Annotated in this window: 20 protein-coding genes and 3 tRNA genes; 7 read left to right on the forward strand and 16 right to left on the reverse strand. The window is 45.5% G+C overall.

Annotated elements, in window-relative coordinates; all coding sequences use genetic code 11:
* Positions 1–457 precede the first annotated feature (457 nt).
* Positions 458–1,201, forward strand: a complete 744-nt coding sequence (locus M3085_RS02705; protein ID WP_191710377.1) for a hypothetical protein — start codon at positions 458–460, stop codon at positions 1,199–1,201.
* An 87-nt stretch (positions 1,202–1,288) separates the two neighbouring features.
* Here M3085_RS02705 and M3085_RS02710 read toward each other — a convergent pair whose 3' ends face one another.
* A complete protein-coding gene (locus M3085_RS02710; protein ID WP_191710376.1) occupies positions 1,289–3,727 on the reverse strand; it encodes a glycoside hydrolase family 127 protein in 2,439 nt (812 codons plus the stop codon).
* Positions 3,728–4,071: 344 nt separating this feature from the next.
* On the opposite strand from M3085_RS02710, the gene M3085_RS02715 reads away from it, so the two are divergent.
* Positions 4,072–8,058, forward strand: a complete 3,987-nt coding sequence (locus tag M3085_RS02715; RefSeq protein ID WP_249052227.1) for a hybrid sensor histidine kinase/response regulator transcription factor — start codon at positions 4,072–4,074, stop codon at positions 8,056–8,058.
* Positions 8,059–8,180: 122 nt separating this feature from the next.
* Here the strand turns inward: M3085_RS02715 and M3085_RS02720 are convergent, their stop codons facing one another.
* Positions 8,181–8,564 carry a hypothetical protein gene (locus M3085_RS02720; protein WP_249052228.1) on the reverse strand — a complete coding sequence of 128 codons (384 nt, stop codon included), beginning with the start codon at positions 8,562–8,564 and terminating at the stop codon, positions 8,181–8,183.
* Positions 8,564–8,977, reverse strand: a complete 414-nt coding sequence (locus M3085_RS02725) for a PqqD family protein (RefSeq protein ID WP_249052229.1) — start codon at positions 8,975–8,977, stop codon at positions 8,564–8,566. Before M3085_RS02725 ends, M3085_RS02720 begins: the two co-directional genes overlap by 1 nt.
* Before the next feature lie 360 nt (positions 8,978–9,337).
* Here M3085_RS02725 and M3085_RS02730 point away from each other — a divergent pair.
* Both M3085_RS02730 and M3085_RS02735 read left to right on the forward strand, forming a co-directional pair.
* A tRNA-Glu gene (locus M3085_RS02730) sits at positions 9,338–9,409 on the forward strand.
* Between the two features lie 50 nt (positions 9,410–9,459).
* A tRNA-Glu gene (locus M3085_RS02735) sits at positions 9,460–9,534 on the forward strand.
* A 52-nt stretch (positions 9,535–9,586) separates the two neighbouring features.
* Here M3085_RS02735 and M3085_RS02740 read toward each other — a convergent pair.
* The 4 genes from M3085_RS02740 to mutY form a co-directional block, all read right to left on the reverse strand.
* On the reverse strand, positions 9,587–10,225 hold the full coding sequence (locus M3085_RS02740) for a 4'-phosphopantetheinyl transferase family protein (RefSeq protein ID WP_249052230.1): 639 nt from the start codon (positions 10,223–10,225) through the stop codon (positions 9,587–9,589).
* Between the two features lies 1 nt (position 10,226).
* Complete coding sequence (gldE, locus tag M3085_RS02745; RefSeq protein ID WP_178256240.1) at positions 10,227–11,579, reverse strand: gliding motility-associated protein GldE; 1,353 nt, start codon at positions 11,577–11,579, stop codon at positions 10,227–10,229.
* Positions 11,580–11,652: 73 nt separating this feature from the next.
* Positions 11,653–12,081, reverse strand: coding sequence for a single-stranded DNA-binding protein (locus M3085_RS02750; protein ID WP_191710373.1), 429 nt, complete (start codon positions 12,079–12,081; stop codon positions 11,653–11,655).
* Between the two features lie 11 nt (positions 12,082–12,092).
* Positions 12,093–13,148, reverse strand: a complete 1,056-nt coding sequence (gene mutY, locus M3085_RS02755) for an A/G-specific adenine glycosylase (RefSeq protein WP_204500132.1) — start codon at positions 13,146–13,148, stop codon at positions 12,093–12,095.
* 152 nt (positions 13,149–13,300) lie between these two features.
* Here mutY and M3085_RS02760 point away from each other — a divergent pair, with 152 nt between their 5' ends.
* Positions 13,301–13,576, forward strand: coding sequence for an HU family DNA-binding protein (locus tag M3085_RS02760; protein WP_191710371.1), 276 nt, complete (start codon positions 13,301–13,303; stop codon positions 13,574–13,576).
* A gap of 322 nt (positions 13,577–13,898) precedes the next feature.
* Complete coding sequence (locus tag M3085_RS02765) at positions 13,899–15,473, forward strand: ribonuclease E/G (protein WP_178256095.1); 1,575 nt, start codon at positions 13,899–13,901, stop codon at positions 15,471–15,473.
* Between the two features lie 100 nt (positions 15,474–15,573).
* Here the strand turns inward: M3085_RS02765 and M3085_RS02770 are convergent, their stop codons facing one another.
* The 4 genes from M3085_RS02770 to M3085_RS02785 all read right to left on the reverse strand — a co-directional run bounded on the left by M3085_RS02770 (position 15,574) and on the right by M3085_RS02785 (position 18,466).
* The gene (locus M3085_RS02770; RefSeq protein ID WP_178256096.1) at positions 15,574–16,230 is read right to left on the reverse strand and encodes a DUF2490 domain-containing protein; all 657 of its coding nucleotides are present in this window, start codon (positions 16,228–16,230) and stop codon (positions 15,574–15,576) included.
* A 374-nt stretch (positions 16,231–16,604) separates the two neighbouring features.
* Entirely contained in the window at positions 16,605–17,237 is a 633-nt protein-coding gene (locus M3085_RS02775; protein WP_178256097.1) for an outer membrane beta-barrel protein, read from the reverse strand.
* Positions 17,238–17,254: 17 nt separating this feature from the next.
* Positions 17,255–17,887 carry a DUF4136 domain-containing protein gene (locus M3085_RS02780; RefSeq protein WP_178256098.1) on the reverse strand — a complete coding sequence of 211 codons (633 nt, stop codon included), beginning with the start codon at positions 17,885–17,887 and terminating at the stop codon, positions 17,255–17,257.
* A 24-nt stretch (positions 17,888–17,911) separates the two neighbouring features.
* Positions 17,912–18,466, reverse strand: coding sequence for a DUF4251 domain-containing protein (locus tag M3085_RS02785; protein ID WP_249052231.1), 555 nt, complete (start codon positions 18,464–18,466; stop codon positions 17,912–17,914).
* 148 nt (positions 18,467–18,614) lie between these two features.
* Between M3085_RS02785 and M3085_RS02790 the strand changes: the two genes are divergently transcribed.
* The gene (locus tag M3085_RS02790) at positions 18,615–19,262 is read left to right on the forward strand and encodes a hypothetical protein (RefSeq protein WP_191710414.1); all 648 of its coding nucleotides are present in this window, start codon (positions 18,615–18,617) and stop codon (positions 19,260–19,262) included.
* Position 19,263: 1 nt separating this feature from the next.
* On the opposite strand, the gene M3085_RS02795 is transcribed toward M3085_RS02790, so the two are convergent.
* The 5 genes from M3085_RS02795 to M3085_RS02815 form a co-directional block, all read right to left on the reverse strand.
* Complete coding sequence (locus M3085_RS02795; RefSeq protein ID WP_178256100.1) at positions 19,264–19,848, reverse strand: epoxyqueuosine reductase QueH; 585 nt, start codon at positions 19,846–19,848, stop codon at positions 19,264–19,266.
* Positions 19,848–20,216 carry a MarR family winged helix-turn-helix transcriptional regulator gene (locus tag M3085_RS02800; RefSeq protein ID WP_178256101.1) on the reverse strand — a complete coding sequence of 123 codons (369 nt, stop codon included), beginning with the start codon at positions 20,214–20,216 and terminating at the stop codon, positions 19,848–19,850. The genes M3085_RS02795 and M3085_RS02800 overlap by 1 nt, the downstream gene beginning before the upstream one ends.
* A gap of 4 nt (positions 20,217–20,220) precedes the next feature.
* Positions 20,221–22,671 (reverse strand): FAD-dependent oxidoreductase, encoded by a 2,451-nt coding sequence (locus M3085_RS02805; protein ID WP_249052232.1) that lies wholly within the window; start codon positions 22,669–22,671, stop codon positions 20,221–20,223.
* 169 nt (positions 22,672–22,840) lie between these two features.
* A complete protein-coding gene (locus M3085_RS02810) occupies positions 22,841–23,335 on the reverse strand; it encodes a GNAT family N-acetyltransferase (RefSeq protein WP_178256103.1) in 495 nt (164 codons plus the stop codon).
* A 216-nt stretch (positions 23,336–23,551) separates the two neighbouring features.
* Positions 23,552–23,633: transfer RNA gene (locus M3085_RS02815), tRNA-Leu, on the reverse strand.
* Positions 23,634–23,693: the final 60 nt, after the last annotated feature.

Raw genomic sequence — 23,693 nt, forward strand, 5'->3', positions numbered from 1 at the left:
GCCCGAAAACACCCACAAAATACGCCCGCACATCAGTGCGTATGCGATACGCCCCTACAAGCTATTTGACAAAACATGTATATTCAATTACCAATATTATAACAATATTAACTAAAAAAGAAAAAACAACCCACACCCCTAAAAAGCCCATCATTTACCCCTTCAAAACATTTGCGGTAGAACACTTAAACCTTGCCCATAGAAAGAGGTAATTCATGCGGTAGAACAGGGGCGTTCATCCCATAGAAATATTGCCTCTATATAGAGGAATAAGAAATATATGTAAATCAAGCAGATAAATCCGGCTCTGCTTTAAAGAAAAAAGAAGAATAACCGTTTCACGCAATAGAGTATTCTATGCTTGAAACGGTTATTTAATTAACAAAAAAGTAATTATAATATTTTTTTTTTAATTTATTTCCCTTATTTTTGCCTCGACACTTCAATCTTACTATTTATGAAAAAGATTTTTTACGTTCTGGCTATTTCGTTCTTCCCCTTGATGGGAAAAGCCCAGTTTTGCAACCTAAACAAAAATGCGACTTTAGTGTATGTCAACTCGAACCGCGAAACAAATGAAACCCGCATTGATACGGTTACTGTTTCAAACGTTAACCGCAAAGGAGATTATACATGGGTAGAGCAAACGCTGTGTAACCCTGCTGCCCAAAAACAAAAAAGTTTTTATGAAGGATATAATACGGTGAAATTTGTCTATGAACCGAACGGGGTGACAAACCGCATCCTTATTGATGAGAAATGGGGCGTGGAAACCATGAAGAACTTAAAAAAGGAATTAGACAGTTATCAAAACAGCGCAACGAAAAGCAACAAGGATTTTGATGAGCAGTTAGCCAACGCCGAACATCAAAAAGGAGCCATCGCCATTCCGCTAAAAGCCGATGCTGCCAAAGGGGAAAAAATTCCCGACGGACGGTACTCGCTCAAGATGGACTACATGAAAGTGTCTTTCGATTTAAGCAACGGGAAATATGAAGGTTTTGAAAAAGTGACAGTACCCGCCGGAACATTCGACTGCTTGAAGGTTTCTTACAAAATCAAGGCAAACGTTCTTTACCTTCCGCAAACTCAATACATCACCCAATGGTACGCGCAAGGCATAGGATTGGTAAAAGAAGAAATAGCAAACAAAAAGAAAGAATTGACGCAAACCCGCCTGCTTGTTGCTGCCGATAAATAGCAACCGCTAATCACATACGAAAAAATGCCCGCACTCAAAGAGCTGAGCGCGGACATTTCATTCTTAATTAGTTTACTTAACTTCCTGTCAGTTTACTTTCCATTCAATGATACCGCCCGATTCCCCCTTCTGTAACTGAGCGGCAATTTTTAAGCCCGTTGTTGTAACAGGTTTGAAGTCGAGGCTGTTATAACAATCTTTCTTCACCCCGTACTCATTTTGTGCCTCTACTTCCTTCCATGTATTACCAGCCTTGTAATAGAGTTTCCAGCTTTGCGGAACACGGAAATTACCATCGTAGTGGTCGAAATCCAGCCAATACACCTGCACGTTTGATACAGTATAAGGTTTATCAAACTCGTATGCGAGTGTTTCTTCCGTTCCTTCTTTCAGCCACCAGTAATGATAGGGTTTCGATGTGTCGGATGAGCGTTTGGGTTCCCATTGGTCATTTACTCCCCATGCATACGAGATAATGGATGCCGATTCGGGAGCATCTTTCTGGATGGGAGCCTGAATGGTAAACGTCTTGGCTTTCGAAGCGATGGTAGGTTCAGGAGTCGGCGTAGCATATTCTTTTGCTTCGGGAATCCATACTTCCATCTGGTCGGCACCGCGGTTATTCCATGTAGAATACGGAATAGCCTTAAACGTTACGTCTTTCACCGTCCCGTCTCGCTCTACTTCTTTTGCCGCTCCGCTCAATACCATTACGCCGTTCAGCAAATCGGCATCGAAAGCTGCCTCTATCTTCGTATCAGGAGTAATGAACTTATTGAACACCGTACTGTCGGGCTGGTCTTTTCCTTCGAGGCAGAACATTATCGGTCCGCGTTCGAGTGCCAACATGCCACGGTCTACTTCTACCGCGTCATTAGCCTTGATGCGACGCACTTCCATCGGTAAGGTCAGTTCGATTACGTCGCCTGCTTTCCACGTACGTTCTATGGTTTCGTAACCGTCGCCTTCGGCAGCATTTGCCGAAGAACCGTTAACCTTCAATGTATATGCTTTCGGACTATCGGTATAGGCATAGAGGTCGGAAGCTACCGGCGCATTCTGCAACCATCCGGGGATACGTAAGCGAATAGCAAACTTACCTTCTTTTTCAGGAGTAACCTTGATGGCAATCTTTCCGTCCCACGGGTAATTGGTGGTTTGTTCCAGCGTCACCTTGTTATCGGCTGTCTGCATTTCGGCAGTACCCTGTATGTAAAGATTTACATAGATATCGTTCTGCTGAGTGGCATACGCATAGTTAGGAACAGAAGCCATGAAGCGGGTTACGTTTCCCGGACAGCAGGCACAGCCGAACCAGCGCTGGCGTTCATGCTCACCCATTGACTCCAGTGGATTATCGTAAAAGAACTTGTCGCCGCTTAGCGATACGCCGGATATGACGCCATTATACAATGCACGTTCCAATACATCTATATATTTGGATTCGCCCGTAGCGAGAAACATGCGATAATTCCAATACACGTTGGCTATGGAAGCACAGGTCTCACAATACGCCGTGTGGTTCTGGAGTTCGTAGTTAGGTCCGAATCCCTCGCCCTGCGCACGTGACCCCATTCCGCCGGTGATATACAACTTTTTGCTTACAAGATTATCCCACAAGCGGGTCAGCGCATGGAAATATGCCGTATCGTTTGTCAAGGCAGCTACATCTGCCACGCCCGAATACAGGTATCCGGCACGTACGGCATGGCCTACTATTTCATCTTGTTGCAGAATGGGTTTATGGTCTTGACTGTATTCGCTCAGTTTGTGTCCGTCGGTTCCACGCCCGGTTTCTTCTACAAAATATTTCGCCATGTCGAGGTATTTCTTATCACCCGTTACTTTATACAGCTTACAGAGCGCCATTTCAACGATGGGATGTCCCGACGGCACATGCTTCTGACCTTCGTTAGGACCAAACACCTTGCAAACCAAATCGGCATTCTTTATGGCAACATCAAGCAGCGAACGCTTTCCCGTAGCTCGGAAATGGGCTACGGCAGCTTCATACAAATGCCCGCTGTTATATAGTTCGTGGCTGTTTATCTTCTCCCATTTGGAGCGTCCCCACCAGCCTGACAGCCGATAACACTTATTCGTTACACACGTGGTAAGATAGCCGTCGGGCTCTTGGGCTGAGGCGATAATCGTAATCACACTGTCTAAATAGTGGTCCAGCTTTGCATCATACTTTACGGCAAGCGAGTAGGATGCGCCTTCTATAACCTTATAAGGGTCGGTATCATCGAAAGAAAAGTCTCCCCGATGTTCGCCTTTTTTCAGTCCTCCGGCAATGGCAAAATTATCGAAGCGACCATTTTTCTCACATTCTTTGAATGCCGAAGGAATAGACACCGTACGGTTAATCTCAATGCGTGGCGACCAGAAGTGGTCGTTGATATGCACTTGCGTAAACGGTACTTCTTCTATCGGAGCATCCGGCTGCGTATAAGTCGGTTTGCTGCAAGAAGCAGTTCCCATTACCATAAGCCCACCTAACAAAATTAATAGATTGTTTTTCATATTATAATTTTTTTTGATTTCCACTATCGCAAATTTAAGCGGAAACCTATCCAAACAATAAAAAGATAGTCCATACTTGTAAGAAAATAGTCGGAATTATTGACAACTGCACCTGCTCTACAAGGCTTCTGAGGGCGGTATTGGACTTTTTTATTATCGTTTTGGATGATTTTACCAGCAAAAAAACCGCATAATATGCCCCAAAAGATATATCCGACATTTTTCCGTCCGGCTTTGCCCTTTCAGAAATTTTTGAATAAAATTTAAGCAAGGAATAAATATTTTTGTAACTTGCGCCCGCTTTCCAACACACAATACGCAAACTTTCTTTTTAAACTAATATTATGGTAACAAGATTATTTATCTGTTTGCTGATTATTTGGCTGAATCTCCTTGCAACAACAGGAACTGTTCTTCCCAATCAATTTCAGTTCAGGCATTATAATATAGAAAATGGTCTGTCATCGAACACCGTATCCGATATTCTGCAAGACCAAAAAGGATATATCTGGATGGCTACAGACGGAGGACTGAACTGTTTTGACGGAACTACATTTACATATATCCAAAAAGGGAACCCGTATTACCCGGAACTGCAAACCAACTTAATCCAAAACTTATGTGAAGTGAATGCAGACGAACTTTGGTTTGGCACCGATTATGGGGTTTATATTTACAACCAGAAGAAAAACGAAATCACAACATTCCGGAAAGAAACAGCAGACAGCATCAGCATACATGCATGGATAGACCATATCATCTGCGATAGAAACAATCGTGTTTGGATTGCATCACGTGGGCAAGGCGTATTCTGCTACGATACACAGTCGGAACAACTCACTCATTATGCTTTTCCGAAGAATGACAGTGTTGTTCTTCGCTTTCTTTGTGATCAAAAAGGGATTCTGTGGGCTTCGAGCCGGAAAGGTTTATACAAATTAAACAGCCAGACAAACCAATTTGAGGCTTTTCCTTTACATGGTGCTGACGACGGCAACTTTTATGCTATGGCGTTATGGGAGGACCCGACGGGAAACCTTTGGGCAGGGACGTGGAAGCAGGGACTTTGGAAAATTGATCGGGAAAGCGGAAGAACCACTCGCTACATCCCACCTCAAAACGGAAAAGGAGCGTTTCATATTCATTCGATAGCGTCTTATACCCCTGACATCTTATTCATCGGTTCAGACGACGGACTGACTGTCTTTAACCTTACCACCGAAGAAAGCACATTTTATCCTTACTACGGAGAAGATACTTCGGCTTTATCCGGCAAATTTATTTACCCCATCTTAAAAGACCGCGAAGGAGGGGTGTGGTTAGGAACATTTTATAACGGAATCAACTATTTGCCCCCTTACAGCGGACAGTTTGAAGGATATTCACTGTCAGACGATAATCCGCTTTTTCAAGGGAAAGTCATCAGTCGTTTTTGCGAAGATAAAAACGGGAAAATATGGATTGCTTCGGACGATGGCGGACTAAGCTGCTTCTCGCCTGCTACTCGCAAGTTTGAAGATTTCCGGGGAAGGGCAGCGTTTGACAAGGACAATGTTCACGGCTTATGCCTTGACGGTGATGAGCTTTGGATAGGAACATATACGAAGCCTGTGCGTGTGTTAAACCTGAAAACGGGGGCTATCAGGAGCTATGACGGAAACGAAAGCGTCAGCATATATACCATATTCAAAGACAGCCGGAAAAGAATTTGGGCAGGTTCGCTGGAAAAACTTTGCCGATACGACCGTGAGAAAGACAGTTTTGTTTGCGTAAAAAACATCGGTTCGATGGTTATCGAAATAGCCGAAGACCCGCAAGGGTATTTATGGATAGCGACACAAGGACACGGTCTATTCCGCTACCAGCCTGAAACCGGCAAATGGAAACAATATGGAACCAAAGAGGGATTTGACAATCCCACCATCAATCATTTACACATAGACAGGAAAAGCAGACTGTGGGTGGCTACTGCCGAAGGATTGTACCTGTATCAACCGAGCAAAGACTATTTTTCCCGACAGTTATTAAACATTCCGAACGAATATATTAACGCAATGGTAGAGGAAGAAGGTGCGTTGTGGCTGACTACTGCTAAAGGGCTGGTAAAATACGTTCCCGGAGAAGGGACGAAGCAAGTCTTTACCCGAAGCGACGGACTGCAAAGCGAGGCGTTTATTTCGGCTTCGGCTTTGAAAGCAAGAAACGGCGACATCTATGTGGGCAGCATAAACGGGTTCAACCGGTTTACACCCGGAAAATTGAAACAAAACACCCAGCCGCCTGCTGTTGTTTTAACCGGACTGGAGATATTCAATCACGCCATCAAGCCGGAAAAGGGAGGTATACTGCCTGCTTCGCTCGACCGCTTGGACGAAATCCATCTCTCGTATAAAGACAATGTTATTACACTGAAGTATGCGGCTTTGAGTTACTGTACGCCTCAAAAGAACCAGTATGCTTATAAGCTGGAAGGATTTGACAAAGACTGGAACTTCGTTGGCTCGCAAAACAGTACGACGTATACCAACCTGCCTGCGGGGACTTACCGCTTCCGGGTAAAGGCTGCAAACAATGACAATGTGTGGAACGAGGAGGGCACTTCGATACGCATCGTGATACATCCTCCGTTCTACCTCTCACTGCCTTTTAAGGTGGCGTACTTCCTGTTATCCTTCCTCGCGCTGGGGCTGTTTATCCGATACATCGTGCGGCGCAGCGATAAAAAACATGCCAAAGCCATCGATGAACTGAACATCCGGAAAGAAAAAGAAATGCACGAAGCTAAAATCAAGTTCTTTACGATGATAGCCCACGAGATACGTACACCTGTTTCGCTCATCATCGGTCCGCTGGAAAAGGTCATGCAGTCTACGCCCAACCTGTCTGCCGAAGTGCGAAAAGACCTTGACATCATCGACCGAAACAGTCAGCGGTTATTGTTCTTGGTGAATCAGTTGCTCGACTTCCGCAAAGTGGAACAAAACGAAATGAAAATGCGCTTTGTGTCGCAAAACATCAAAGACATCATGGAGGCGGTATGCGAACGTTTCCGTCCCTCGATGGAGCAACACGGTGTGACTTTTACAGTGACTTATCCTGACGACAACTTCCGTGCCGACATCGACCGCGAAGCTGTAACCAAAGTGCTGAGCAACTTGCTGACCAATGCCAACAAGTATACGCACAGCCGGATAGACATCTTGTTTGAAACGCAACCCGGACAGCAAACGTTTTCTATCAGCGTTAACGATGACGGACGGGGCATGAAGCCGGAAGAGTTGAAACTCATTTTCCAGCCTTTCTACCAAGCTGCCGACAACAAGCCGGGAACGGGTATCGGGTTAAGCATCGTAAAAGGTATTGTGGAAGCGCATCACGGACGGATTGAGGTGAAATCGGAAACCGACAAGGGGTCTTCGTTCCGTGTCATCCTTCCCGTAAGGCAAAAGAATGCCGAACTGAATGATTCGGAACAAACGGATAGCAGTAATCTGCCGGAAGACATACTGCCCGAACAGTCGGCGGGACAATCGAACCGGAAATTACCTGTCATACTGATAGCAGAAGACAATGAAGACATGATACGGTTCCTCTCCGACAGCCTGCAACCGAACTACACCATTATAACTGCGAACGATGGTGTTGAGGCTTTGGAACGGCTGAAGGAGCAAGAGGTATCGCTTATCGTAAGCGACTGGATGATGCCGAACATGGACGGAGTAGAGTTCTGTAAAGCCGTGCGAAACGACCAGCTCAGCAACCACATTCCCTTTATCCTGCTGACGGCGAAAACCGATAATGCTTCGAAAACCGAGGGTATGAATTGCGGAGCAGACGCATACATCGAAAAACCGTTCTCACTGCAATACCTTGAGGCGTGTATCAAGAACCTGCTCGACCTGCGTATGCAGCTACGCAAGAAGTTCTCGTCGATGCCTACCGTACCTATCAGTTCCATTGCCCGAAACCAAGAGGATGAAAAGTTCCTCACCCGCATGAACCAACTGATAGAGGAAAACCTCGACAGCCCCAACCTGTCGATCGACTTCCTTGCCGAGCAACTGTATATCAGCCGTTCGGCGCTCTTTGCCAAAATTAAAGGATTGGCAAACCTGACGCCCAACGAGATGATTCAGTTAATCCGGCTGAAGAAGGCGGCTTCGCTCTTGTTGGAAAACAAATACCACATCAGTGAGGTAAGCTACATGATAGGTTTTAATAACCCGTCGTACTTCAGCAAGTGCTTCCAAAAACAATTCGGCATGACGCCGGGGAAATTCATTGAGAGCCATAAGGAGAAAGCGGAAGAAAAAATAAATGTCCGCAATTAACAGTGTAGGGGCGTATCGCATACGCCCGAAATCATCCACGTGGATAAGCTAACGCATTCAGGGCGTATGCAATACGCCCCTACATTCATGGCGAACATTTAGACAGTATTATTCCATTATAATTACGAAAGATTCTTGTCGGTTACCCACTCTTCTCCGTAAGCTAAATACTGATTACGATTCTGCTTAGTCTGGAAAAGTCTAAAACGATTAGCCTCATTTACATAACTATTACCTCCAGTTCCTATTATTTCCCATCCCCAATAAGATATATCTGTAATAGGCTGATCAGCAGCATTAGTAGTCACAAAATCTTTTATTTCACTATCTTCAGCCCTCCCATTATTATTTCTATCCAATGCAAACTTAGCACTTGAAGGATAAGGTTCTGCATCCGGTTTCGGCCTCCATTCTCCCGTTACTTCACACGCAGTTACATACTGGTCAACCACAAAACCCTCGTACACTGTACGAGGAGCTTCCCATCTTTCTTTCATTACATCCATTATAATACCTTTTTTATTAAATTATACATCAAATATTCATCTATAAATCTCAACACATCGCGCTCAGCAGCTTCGCTCTTAACTTCGAAAGAGCCAAGCATTTTGTTTACCACACCACGCAAAGTAACAGGTTCTTGAAACTGTTCCCACAGATAGCGGCTACTGTTGTTCAAAGTAAAAAAACCGTTTCGAGAGGTTGCCAATTCATTAACAGGCACCAATACCCACTCATCCAATATCCGCCTTAGTACTACCTCTGTATTTGCCACATACGTACTATCCAATCTCTGTTGTATACCCTCCCGATGGAGGTCCGACAATTCTTCATCACCCATTTGCTTCCAATCTTCATCCGACAAGAACTTTGCTATGGGTAAAAAAAAGACGGTAGGTCTTATATATTCTTTCTTCATATTAACCATAATTATATCTTTACAAAATTACCAAAATTAATAAATATACGTTTGTTTAATAATAAATTTTTCATGAGAAAACCCTGTTTAGAAGCGATTCAAATAACAAGCATCTATTACCCCCAAAAACGCATCCGTATATGTTAGCTAACGCATCCGCATGTGCAGACCAACGCATACGGATGCGTTACATAACATATACGGTAGAATTTTTAAGGATGCAAAACAGACCGGAAAATAGGCTTTTGGAACTTTTTTGTACGGAAAGATGTAAAAAATATGCTGTAAAATTTGCAAATCCGAAAATAATGCGTACCTTTGCACCCGTGTTTGAGAAATACCTCATCACGAGCTTAGGATGGCCCGTTCGTCTATCGGTTAGGACGCAAGATTTTCATTCTTGAAAGGGGGGTTCGATTCCCCCACGGGCTACATCAAACACAATTCAGCATCAGGCTGTCAGTCGATGCAATAATAAGGATGGCCCGTTCGTCTATCGGTTAGGACGCAAGATTTTCATTCTTGAAAGGGGGGTTCGATTCCCCCACGGGCTACCAAGCAAAATGAACCCGCATAAAAATTTGTTTTCATAATTTTTATGCGGGTTTGCTATTTTAAAGCCCACGTACATACAAAGTCGGGATGGGTAAGGTAATGCACCGTGAAACGTTGCGGGTGTTCCGTACGATATTCTTCTGCCGCAAACGTGCCCGACTGCTGCAAACGGAAAGCGTGGATACGCAAATGTTCCGAAAAATCGACTTCCTCGCAACCGATTATCTTATAAAGGGTTTCTTTTGCCGACCAATGGAGTAAAAGCATGTAAAGGCGCGTGGAATGGTCCGCTCCCTCGCAGGCAGACAGTTCCGTGGGGTGCATAAAGCGCGAAGCCACGCGGTTTACCCGCTCGCCGTATTGCTCAATGTCGATTCCCGGCTCGCGGGTGGGATGTATGCCTATGGCGACATACCCCTTTGTATGCGAGACACTTATCAGAAAAGATGCACCTTCTACGTAAGGTTTTCCCGACGGGTGATGGCTGATGATCAGCTCGCTGCCCGTCAGTTCGCGCAACAACACCCGGACAGCAGTCCGCTCCATGCGGCGCACGGGTGAGCCTAACGCCATCATTTCCGCACGCCATGCTCCGGCATCGCAAAACGAATCCGCCAGCTCGTCGAAGCTCTCCGTCACCTGCCAGATGCCCCACGTCGCTCCCCCGTCGGTCCATTTCTTCAGCAGCGGCATCTTATTCCTCTTTTTTATCCTCCGGCTCTCCGGAACATACCGTTACTTTTACTTTCAGAATGCGGCGCGCATTCATTTCGAGCACCTCGAAACGGTAATTACGGAAGTTAATAACCTCATGCAGGGCGGGGAACTCGCCTTTCAACTCCAAAAGCAGTCCTGCCACGGTATCGGCATCGCCTGCCGCTTCTTCGAAAACATCGGCATCTACTTTCAGTATCTTGTAAAAATCGGAAAGCAAGGTCTTGGCTTCGAATATATAAGTATCGTCGGCTATTTTGACGTAAGTAGACTCTTCTTCGTCGTACTCGTCATTAATCTCTCCTACGATTTCCTCGATGATATCTTCCATCGTTACAATGCCCGACGTTCCGCCAAACTCATCGACCACAATCGCAATGTGTATCTTGTTGGCTTGAAAATCGCGCAGCAGGTCGTCAATCATCTTGGTTTCGGGTACGAAAAATGCCGGACGAATCAACTTTTGCCAGCGGAACGTGTCGTCTTTATCAAGGTAAGGCAAAAGGTCTTTGATGTAAAGAATCCCCTTGATGTTATCGCGTGTGTCTTCGTAAACGGGTATGCGTGAATAAGCATTATCGACAATGCAACGCAAGACTTTAGAGAACGGAGTTTCAATATCCAAGTCTACCATGTCGAGCCGCGAGGTCATCACCTCCTTAGCCGTTTCTTCACCAAAACGGATAATCCCCTCTAACATGTTACTTTCTTCAGAGATTTCATTTTTATCGGTCAACTCCAAAGCCTGTGAAAGCTCGTCGACCGACAGGTTTGTTTTCTTCCGTTGGGAGAATTTATTGGCAACCAATGATGAATGTGCCAGCAAATTAGACAACGGGCGGAACAGCGAACATAACACGCTCATCACAGCAGCCCACTTCCTGCAAAAGCGCAAAGCATGTTGCGCGGAATAGATGCGAGGCATGATTTCGCCAAAGACCAAAAGCAAAAAGACAAGGATAACCGTGACAGAAACAAAACCGAGGACACGCATTTCGCCGAAATCAACCACACTGACAAAGAAATAATTAAGTAGCATGATTATTGCCACATTCACAAAATTATTCGACAAGACGATGGTTGCTTCTAACCGGTCTGAATTGGTCAACAACGCCTTTACACGCTTATCGGCAGGATGATTTTCTTCTTCTACATCATTCAAATCGGAAGGAGAAAGCGAAAAGAAAGCTATTTCTGAAGCAGAAACAAAGCCAGAAATACAAAGCAGCAACAAAGATAACACCAACGCCACAACAGCTCCGACGGAGGGAGTGGCTACAACAATGCCGTGACCCAAAGAGGCCACGCAGGATAAATACGAATCAGGGTCCAATGAATAAAAATTTAGTTAAACAATAAATCCGATGAAGAACGGCGGAAACAAGTGCGCGCTCTTCATCTTCCGGTTAAAACGGCAAATCGTCTGCCGCACTATTGGGCTGCGGAGATGCCTGAGGCGTTTGCACCGGTTGAGCAGGCGGAGTAGTTCCAGCCTGAGCCGGGCGCGAAGAGAGCATTTCCATGTTATCGCCAAATATTTCTACCACGTAACGTTTAATTCCGTTTTGGTCGTCGTAAGAGCGCGAGCGGATTTTTCCCTCTATATAAAGTTTATCGCCTTTATGTACATACTTTTCCGCCACTTCCGCCAAGCCGCGCCACAGCACGATGTTGTGCCACTCCGTACGTTCGGGCACTTGCGTCCCGTTAGCCAGCGTATATCCTTTTTCGGTAGTAGCCAACGGAAAAGTAGCCACAGCCACATGATTATCCAAATATCTTACTTCAGGGTCTTTCCCTACATTTCCTATTAATTGTACTTTATTCAATGACATGAATCAAACTTTTAATCAGGTGTCAAAAATAAAGAAAAAAAACGAGATAACAAACGCGACATCGGAAATTTGTACAAATCGGTTTCACTCACACACCGGTAGTCGGATAAAACCCGAATGTCATCTTTCAAAATGATTTCATAAAAATCGGCATAAATCACACGGTGGGATAGCACATGTTTTTCTTTCTTCCTTAACAGCCTTACACTTTCGGGCTGGCATCCGGCAAACAAATCAGCAAATTCAGGCAACGCCAACAGTGCTTCTTCACTTATTTCACCCGCGGTCTCTATCAAAGGAACCTCGTATAAATTCTGCCAGATATCACCCGCTCCACGCCTGCGAATAAAAGTATATTCCCCCGCGCGTACATATAAATAAATAAAATAACGTGCAGTAACTTTCGTCCGGTGCTGCTTACACGGCAGCATGTTGATTTTTCCCTGCCGAAACGCCACACAACTGTCGACCAACGGGCAGTCGGCACACTGCGGAGCAACAGGCACACACTGCAAAGCTCCGAAATCCATTATCGCCTGATTATAAAGCGCAGGCCGATGCTTGTCGAGCAACTCTTCAGCCAAAGCCGCAAAGAGTTTTTTGCCTCTTGCGGTATCAATCGGTTCGTCAACCCCCAAGTACCTTGCCAATACCCGATACACATTCCCGTCGACCGCCGCACAAGGCATATCGTAAGCAAACGAGCAAACAGCCGCCGCCGTGTAATCGCCTACCCCTTTCAGGCTGCGCACTCCGGCGTATGTGGTGGGGAATCCTCCCTGCTTCACAATCGACTTTGCCGCCTCATGCAGGTTTCTTGCCCGCGAGTAATATCCCAATCCCTGCCAATATTTCATCACCTCGTCTTCGTGTGCATCTGCCAATGTATCCACATCCGGAAAACGCTCTATAAAACGGCAATAATAATCATACCCCTGAGCAACCCTCGTCTGCTGAAGAATGATTTCAGAAATCCATATCCGATACGGGTCTTTCACTCTCCGCCACGGTAAATCGCGTTTATGCTCATCGTACCAATCTATCAGTTTATCAGCAAATTCACCCATTTCAAAACATTTCTGCAAAAATAGATGTTTTTAAAATGCCGGAAATACTTTCTCGAAAAAATGTTTGCAATATATTTTCTAAAGAACGAGAAAAGCTATATATTTGCAGACCAAAAAATTAAGATAACGTATAACAATAATTATTTAGCGAAATGACTAAAGCAGATATCGTAAACGAAATTGCTAAAAACACAGGGATTGACAAACAAACGGTGCTAACCACATTGGAAGCATTTATGGAATCGGTGAAAGAATCTCTTTCAAACGACGAAAACGTATATCTTCGTGGTTTCGGTAGTTTTATCGTGAAAAAGAGAGCGCAGAAAACCGCACGTAATATCTCCAAAAATACCACAATCATCATCCCGGAACACAATATCCCGGCTTTTAAACCGGCAAAAACGTTTACTCTTTCAGTAAAAAAATAATTAACTTAAGTATTAACCCTATAAAATTTTGAAGCTATGCCAAGCGGAAAGAAAAGAAAAAGACATAAAATGTCCACTCACAAACGTAAAAAAAGACTAAGAAAGAACAGACATAAAAGCAAAAAATAATTGTTAGTCTGTCTGACTTCAATAAAGAACAAACTTGCAAAGCGCTTCTCAATAGTCTTTCAGGTTTGTTCTTTGTGTATTGGGATTTTTACACCATAGATTACCGGATTATCGCGAACGACTGATTTTCCAAATCTGAGTAACCTGTGGTGAATTTTTATCATTTAACAACCTAAACAAACTAAGTAATCAAGTGACAAGCGAATTGGTAGTAGACGTACAGCCCAAAGAAATATCTATCGCACTTATGGAAGATAAGAACTTGGTAGAATTTCAAAAAGAAGAACGAAATCTTTCTTTCACCGTAGGGAACATGTACTTGGGAAGGGTTAAAAAACTTATGCCCGGACTTAATGCCTGCTTCGTGGATGTGGGCTTCGAAAAAGACGCTTTTCTTCACTACTTAGATTTAGGACCACAATTTCATTCTTACCAAAAGTATCTGAAACAGGTCATCAGCGACCGTAAGAAGTTACAACCTATCGCGAAGGCTTCCATTATGCCCGACATAGAAAAAGACGGCACCATATCAAACGTTCTTAAGCAAGGGCAGGAAGTAATCGTACAAATCGTAAAAGAACCTATATCGACAAAAGGACCGCGCCTGACGTGCGAACTCTCATTTGCCGGACGCTATCTGGTACTTATCCCGTTTAACGATAAGGTTTCTGTTTCGCAGAAAATCAAATCAAGCGCAGAACGGGCACGCCTCAAACAGTTATTACAAAGTATCAAACCCAAAAACTTTGGAATCATCGTACGTACCGTAGCCGAAGGAAAACGAGTAGCCGAACTGGATGCCGAACTGAAAGTATTGCTGAGACATTGGGAAGAAACCATTACCAAAGCACAAAAGGCAACCAAAATGCCTACTTTGGTATACGAAGAAACAAGCCGCACGGTTGCTATGTTACGCGACTTGTTTAATCCTTCGTACGAAAATATTTATGTAAACGAAGAAAACGTTTACAATGAAGTAAGAGATTATGTAGCGCTCATTGCACCCGAACGGGTGGGCATCGTAAAACGCTACACGGGGCAACTTCCTATTTTCGACAATTTCGGTATTACCAAACAAATCAAATCATCGTTCGGAAAAACCGTTTCTTACAAGAGTGGAGCGTACCTCATCATCGAACATACCGAAGCGCTTCACGTAGTAGATGTAAACAGCGGCAACCGTTCTAAATCTGCCAACGGGCAGGAGGCTAACGCACTCGATGTCAACTTGGGAGCTGCCGACGAATTAGCACGTCAACTGCGCCTGAGAGACATGGGGGGAATCATTGTTGTGGATTTTATCGACATGAACCTCGCGGAAAACCGTCAGAAACTTTACGAACGCATGTGTCAGAACATGCAAAAAGACCGGGCCAAACACAACATACTCCCCTTAAGTAAGTTCGGACTGATGCAAATAACACGCCAACGTGTGCGTCCGGCTATGGATGTCACAACCGACGAAGACTGTCCTACTTGCTTCGGTAAAGGAAAAATCAAACCGTCTATCCTATTTACAGATACATTGGAAAGTAAGATTGACTATATGGTTAACAAACTGAAAGTGAAGAAATTTACCTTACACATCCATCCTTATGTAGCTGCTTTTGTCAATCAGGGACTGGTGTCACTGAAACGCAAATGGCAGATGAAGTATGGATTCGGTATCAAGATTATTCCCAATCAGAATTTGGCTTTCTTACAATATAAATTCTACGACATGAACGGAGAAGAGCTGGATATGAAAGAGGAATTTGAAATCAAATAAATATATCTTCCAACACACATAAACACGGATTCCGACGATGGTAGCAGGGCTTGTCTCCGCACTTACACCACGGCAGAATCCGTGTTTTTTCATTGTTTTATTACAACGCCACCTTTACCTCCACTCCAAATATGTTTCTTGAGTTGTCCGACTCATACTGGCGACAATAGAACACATCCAGCGCACAACGTTTCGAACATGTTATTTCCACTCCCGGACGATAGCGCATCCGGGCTACCCGGAAAAAAGCACGGTCGCCTATCGGTTGATACAGTTCAGGAGCAAAATAAAGGCTCAGTTTCGGCTTGTCAAGTGCATAACTTATTTTCAGGCGAGAACGCAAACGGTTTTCCACTTCGCCTCCGGAAAAGGTTTGCTGGAAGCGTTCGCGCAAAGAGACCTTAAAGTTTCCACAACCTACCGTTCCCTGCGCTCCCAAGTTATAGCGATGACGGAATTTCCACCCTTTGTCTTCACCCAAGTTGCGATAATGAACCTCGTACACTCCTTCCACCTTCAGCCACGACAATACGGTGTACATCAAACCGATTTCTCCTCCCCAGCGGTCTGCCATCTTCAAATCATCTTTCGAACGAAACTCCACGGCACCCGACAGTCTTAAGTCATTCCGAAGCTGATGATTAAGTCTCACCATACTCCATGTAGCAAACTCGTCTGCCTGCGCACAGACTTTGCCTGCCGCCAACATGAACAGCATCAATATCCAACAGCCAACGTAGCTTTTCTTATTTTCCATAGCGTCAATCCATTAATGTCGATACAGCTCCACACCCGGTTCAGCCCAACCGGAAACTTCCTCCTGACAAATATATATTCATTTGTCGGGATATCCAACTAATAGAAAACAATAAAGGCTGCTTCAAGTCATTGCCCGAAACAGCCTTTGCTTCCAATATTGGTTGAATTCTATTGTTCAACCGTCAAATATAGGTAAAATACGCTTGCCTTTTTACACCCCCAAACGCTTCCGTTAGCGTTAAGGTGTCCTATGGGATAAACTGTCTGTTTCTACCCGAAGAGTTGACTGACTTTTCGGGTAGAAATTTCAGACCGTCTGACACGCCGGGCGGGATGTTAATAATCGTCTGATTTTTTATGTGCATAACCCGATCAGAATATCACACCCAGACGGAAACCCGCATTGTTTTGTCCGTCGATGTCACACGTCAAAGTCCGCGTCTTGTTCGTTCCATAACTATAATATCCGGCAACATGGAATCCCCAATGCTTTCCGGTAGGGAAAATCTTCAAGCCCAACTCCGGAGATACGTAAAATCCCCAGCCTTTATCATAAAGTCCGCTTGCCCCGAAATAAGTAGTATTGCGCGCAAACATGGCTCCCATTTTCGCACCGATATAGGGCTTTACATATTTTCCGTTGCATAACGTATAAGCCGCTGTCGCCCCGAAAGGAACTTGAAATGCCGAGCGTTGCTGGTCGGTAGTAATCGCCTCGGTAGAAGATATATCCAACGTCTGGCGTCCTACGTAATAATGGTTGGTATGGAAGGCTGCAAACACGCCCACATCCCAACGCGGAGCTACCTGATAAGTCCCTTCAAAATTCATACCCCAACCGCTTATTTTGTCTGCAAAATCGGTCGAGAAAGGAGCATTCATCTGCCAGTCTATCGTTACGTGTACTTTACGGGCATCCCACTGTGCAAAACTTTGGGCTGCAACTCCCATAAACATCACACAAGCCAAAGCCATTCTTTTCCAAAGCATATTTATCTTTTTCATAGGTAATTCCTCCTTTATTAGTTATCCGACTGTACATAAGCCGACTGCTCGAAAGCCTGATCGACCGCTTTTAACAACAACGATTGGTTATAGCGTCCGGAGTATTGGAAACCGGAAGCATTTGCATACCATATTACCGGGATGTTTGCTTTTTGTTCTCCTTCCGTACCCTTACCGGTCAAATCAAGCATCTCTACCACCAGCGTATTGGTGTTATAAGAGTAGGTCATAGTGAAAGGATAATACCATCCGCCCCACCACGGTCCCCAGAATCCCCAGTCCCACCAGCCTCCGTAATAAGAGCCGGTGGTAACGTAATTGGTCTGCGCCACGTAAGAGACCTGTACTCCCAAGTCAACCTCATCCTTCTTCGAAGCATCCGTTTCGCGGGTATATCCTCTTGCCTCCATATTGGCTTCCACTTGGGCGATGATAGCCTGTGCATTCTCATCTTTCCAATAAGAAGACTTATACCCTCCCGCTTCCAAGATGCTGTCGGGTAGGAAGTAGGTTTTATAAGAACCAAAATCTGCGTCTCCGTCATGGTCAGTATACACCACCAGATCTGCGTCTACTTTATCCATATCCGGATCTTTCTCGCAAGCCGTTGCCAAAAGTGCAATACCTGCCAACAATAAAATCTTTTTCATACTCATATCTCCTTTAATAATTTATCAAAGTGAACGTCCTTTAAACACATTGCTTCTTCCCGTAGGCAATACAACCCCATTCAAGGTCAAGCGGTTGGAGTTGAAGTTCGGAGTAACCGTTACCGAAGCCTGATTGCTTCCTTTCAAAACGTTGATGTCTACGCGCGCCGAAATGCCCGTACCCATCACGTTCATGGATACATAAAGATTACCCTTTTTATCCTTACGGATCTCATATCCTGAGACGCTTCCTTCCACCGTTATGCCTCCCAATCCGTTAAAGCCCGAAGCCGGGATGTTAAACGCTATCTGAACCACAGCCTCATCTCCACTCACCGCCACAAAGTTCGTATTGGAAGAGACGTAAGCCGTTTGTCCATATTTAAACACTACCTTATCGGCTTCCAGCGTAAATGCTTTTTGATTTATCGCCTGCTCAGCCTCAACATATAACAAACTGTCCAAGTGTTCCTGCATTGCTTTTTTCTCTTCACGTGTCAGTTCTCTTTCTTCCTGTGCTTGGATATGGCCCACCATTACGAAGAGAGCCAAAACCATCATTGATACTAATCGTTTCATAAGTCTGTTTTTTTGATGTTACACTTTATAAACAAACCTATTTCACATTTCATGCATCTACTTTGTATAAAAAAATATAACAGACGTTATTCGTACTGATTTATTTCTTATCTTTAAGGCAATAAGAAGTATCTGTATTATGACAAACATCAGTGACATTACCCTTTTAATCGCCGTCATTGCATTGGCTTTGTGGCCTGTTATTTTATTTGCCATGCGCTTCCTGCGCGAACGGCAAAAGCGGCTTGAGCACATCGAGCGAATGACAAAAGACGAACTGGACGACATTACAACTCGCGATTTGGTTATCAGCGTGTTGAAAAAGATAGGATGCCAGCCTGACATCAATGCCGAAGGCCATATTACGTTTAAGTATCAGGGAGATGATTTTTATATAGCGGCTGAAGAAGAAAACCGCTTTATCATGATATGGAATCCGTGGTGGGGTTCTATCAATGCCGATAACGAGGCCCTGCCCTACCTGAAGGAAATCATTAATCTGGTTAATGTAAACTCATTGGTTACCACCGTATTCATGTCGGACGAAGACGGGAAAACCATCGGACTACACTCGCGCTGCCACACGTTCTTTTCGCCCAACGAGGGGGAACTGGAGGAGCACATGAAGATGTTACTGGATTATTTCTTCGATACGCATAACGCCATCAAAGACAACATGAACCAACTGGGTTCGGCTGCCATCGGTGAAGAAGAGAAAAAAGAGCGGGTTAAAGTGAAAGGCTTCTCGGCATACAAAGACAACACGATGCCCATCGAAGCCAATCCGAACAAATAGTTTACTCGTCTTTGCGCATACTGAACTCGCACCCGCAGTATTGCTGATTATAAAAATTATATGCTTTGATAATGGCAATACGGCGTTCGCTCAGTCCGCCCTTGCGCCAGTTTTGTTCCCACCAAACCACATCGGGATACTGAGCCACGGCGTAACGTCCGGCTTCGTTTATCTGCTCCAGACTCTTCCAGCGCGATGAAGCAAGGGTTGTTGTTATGACGGCAAACCCGTGTTCATGGGCATAACGCGCCGTATCGAGCAGACGCATCTTAAAACATTTCAGGCAGCGTCCTCCCCTTTCAGGCTCGCTTTCCAATCCCTTTACGCCGCAGAGCCATGCTTCATGATCGTAATCGGCATCTACAATATCCAGTCCCAACGAACGGGCATAGCGCGTACACTCGTCTTTACGTATGTTATATTCTTCCAGCGGATAGATGTTGGGGTTACAATAGTAAATGGTGGGACGCACCCCGTGTTGCATCAGACATTCAATAATTGCCGATGAACAGGGTGCACAGCAAGTATGAAGCAATACCTTGTCTGCCCCTCCGGGAACTTCCAACTCAAATTTCTTTTTCTTCATCAGTCCTTATAAGCATTAAAAAAAGGCAGCAACACCTCCGGAACATCTACTCCTTTATCGGCTACTTCCTGCAAACAGGCATGGCCTTTTTCCGTCAATGTAAAATACATCTGACGTTTGTCTTTCTCGCCCAACGAGCGTACCAGCAGTCCTTTTTCTTCCACTTTACCGATTACTTTCGAGGTATGGGAAGCCATCAGTCCGGTACGTTCGCCAATGGTTCCTGCCGTTACCGTTTCTTTTCCTATGCTGCACAATACCATCGCTTCATTCAGAGAAACTCCGTATTTTGCCTCCAACTCTGACTCTAACGATGAGAGAGCCTTGAAAAGCTCTCTCATTACACATATACATTTTATTTTCTCCATGTCATCATATAAACAAATTAACTTTTGACTGCTCTGCACGCTCTATGTAGGTAGCCACACCTCCAATCGTCACGTTATCCAACAGTTCCGACTTGTCTATGCCCATTACGTCCATCGACATCTGGCAGGCTATGAACTCCACACCGTTTTCTATCGCCTGACTGCGCAGTGACTCCAACGAGTCAATCCCTTTCTGCTGCATCACGTAACGCATCATCCTTGCTCCGATGCCTCCCATGTTCATCTTCGACAGCTTTAACTTGCGGGAGTCGGACGGCAACATCCAGCCAAACATTTTACCGAAAAGGTCTTTCTTTACTTGAGGCTTTACCGCTTTCTTTATCGCATTCAGTCCCCAGAACGTGAAGAAGATGGTTACTTTCTTTCCGGTGGCAGCCGCGCCGTTAGCCAGCACAAAAGTAGCTAAAGTTTTATCAAGATCATCGCTAAACAAGATGAAAGTTTTACCTTCTTCACCGCAGGATGAACTTGCCGGAGGCGTACAGCGAAGCGGAGATTTCTCTATCGTCACCCGGAATGCACCGTCCGATGAGTCGGCAGCGAGGAAACGGTTTCCTGTGCTTTTGCACCAAGCCTCGGCATCGCGCGGAAAACCGGCATCGGTAGCCAATACTTCCAACCGCTCGCCCGGCTGCAACACTTCCATTTCTTTCTTTAATTTCATTATCGGACCCGGACATTGGATTCCGCAGGCATCTACCCGCACTACTTTCGCGGCGTCATGTTCTTCACGACAGGCTGACTCGTCCGACCGGCAAGGCTCATTCCATGCGTCGGGCAACGGCACGGGAGTAACTGCCGCCTGATAAGTTTTGATTCCGCCTATGAGGTTTCTTACATCCTTATAGCCGTTTTCTTTCAGGATATTGGATGCCAAATACCCTCGCAATCCTACACCGCAATATAAGAACACGGGCTTATCGGCAGGAATTTCGTTCATACGGGGTCTCAGTTCGTCAAGCGGAATATTTACCGAACCGGGAATAGAACCCAACTCATATTCATCTGCCGTACGGACATCTACCAAAGTGGCTTTTGTTAAGTCGGCTTCCGCCAGCTCACGCCAATAGAGCGGAGTCATTTTCCCACTCAATATATTGCCCGCAACGTAGCCTGAAACGGCAACGGGGTCTTTCGCCGACGAGAAGGGCGGAGCATAAGCATGTTCCAGTGCCATAAGGTCGTAAACCGTTCCTTTCTGCTTGATGGTCAGCGCGTACTCGTCGATACGCTTATCCACACCGTCGTACCCCACGATTTGCGCACCATACAGTTTGCCGTCGGTGGGCGAGAAAGTTATCTTGATATCCATCTGCGACGAAGCAGGATAGTAACCGGCATGTGAACCGGAATGGATGGTTGCCGAAAGATACGGGATATCCATCTGTTTCAAACGCTTTGCCGGAAGTCCCGTAGCCGCAACGGTCATATCGAACACTTTGGCAATCGACGTACCGATGGCTCCTTCGTATTTCACCCGATTACCGAACACGATGTTGTCTGCCACGATGCGCGCCTGCCTGTTTGCCGGCCCTGCCAGAAAATTCAGCCACGGCTTGCCCGTAATCGGATGAGGAAACTCGATGGCATCGCCCACGGCATAAACCGACTCATCGGAAGTTTGCAGGAACTCATTGACCCAAATCCCCTTCATGTCGCCTATCTTCAGCCCCGCTTCTACGGCAAGCCGGGTTTCGGCACGCACGCCGATAGACAGTATCACCAAATCGGCATCGAGCCGGATTCCCGATTTCAGTCCCACACGGACGCCCTGACCGTTTTCGTCAAAACGTTCTACCGCCTGACCCAAATAAAGACGGACTCCCTTTTGCAGCAGATGCCCGTGTACGAGCGAAGCCATCGAATAGTCGATGGGTCCCATTACCTGATTCGCCATTTCCACAATCGCTACTTCGGCCCCGGCGTGATGCAGGTTTTCCGCCATCTCAAGCCCGATGAATCCGCCGCCTACGATGATGGCACGCTTTACCGGATGTTGCTGCATGTATTGCTTAATCTTATCGGTATCGCCAACGTTACGCAGGGTAAAAATTCCTTTGCTGTCGATGCCCGGCAGCGGCGGACGGACGGGAGATGCTCCCGGAGACAACAATAGCTTATCGTAAGTTTCCGTATAAACCTTTCCGTCTGATGTACGTACCGTGACTTGTTTTTTCTTTGTATCAATAGCCGTGACTTCCGAACGTACCCGCACGTCAATATTAAACCGAAGCCCGAAAGCCTCCGGGGTCTGTACAAACAGGCGGTCGCGCTCCTTAATTACCCCGCCGATGTAATAAGGCAGTCCGCAATTAGCATACGATATATAATCGCCTCGTTCAAATAACACAATTTCTGCTTTCTCGGTATTCCGACGAATGCGGGCGGCTGCGGTTGCTCCTCCGGCTACTCCGCCAATGATGACATACTTCATAGGTTTGTTGATTTTATCTTGTTACTATTATTTTCCATTGGAAACATTGGCAAATGTAAGCTATTATTTCTTTACAGACAAACTTTCCAGTAGAAAATATTTACCCAAAACAAGATTTAACATCTGTTCTGACTTTATCAGCCCCTACGGAGCAACCGCTTCCGGCTGACTATATGCGCTGATAGGCGATGCGGGGTGTTCCATTGGCCACATAGATGATTCCGCAACGGACAAAGCCGTTGTTCTCCAACAGCTTCTGCATAATCTTGTTATCTTGGTGGGTATCGGCACGCAGGCTATGGCATTGCTCCCAACACCATTCGATACACGCCTTGCCTATTCCCCGGCAACTGCCGTCGGAAGCCAAGCGGTGGATAACGTAATAGGGGGCATCGTTCAGCCAGTTGCCCGACTCGATGCGTGCATAGTTCGGGTCGGGACTGGGCACGAAAGCAAACGTACCTACCACCTCTCCCCCTTCCTCTTTGCAACACACGTAACAATGGTTTGCCGCTATTTCGCCGGCTATCATCTCACGCTGCGGATAGCCGTTTATCCACTGGCTGGGATTTCCGGTGGCTTTCATGAAACTGCGTGCATGGTCAAAGATTTCCATCAGTCGGTCGAGGTCCTCCATGCGCGCCAAACGTATTTGTACAGACATATCGGTTTCGGTTTTTATAAAAGTTACTATCAATCAAGCAAAAATCCGGGTCAATCAAGACGCCAAAACGCAAGCCGTAGTGCAGGCTGACTCTACCGCTTGCGTTATAGCAAACATTGGGATGCGTTACGTAACGCAAGCGGTAGAATTTCGCGGGTAAAAGCAATAAAAAAAGGATTCAATAAATCAGCGATTTATCAAATCCTTTTCTTACCGTGCGCCTGATAGGACTCGAACCTACACGTCTCACGACACCAGATCCTAAGTCTGGCGCGGCTACCAATTACGCCACAGGCGCAAAAGAAACTTATTGTTTCTCATTTGCGGGTGCAAATATATAACATCTTTTTCTCTTTAC

Origin of the sequence: Bacteroides caecicola, assembly GCF_023337095.1 — a bacterium.
Lineage (GTDB): Bacteria > Bacteroidota > Bacteroidia > Bacteroidales > Bacteroidaceae > Phocaeicola > Phocaeicola gallinarum.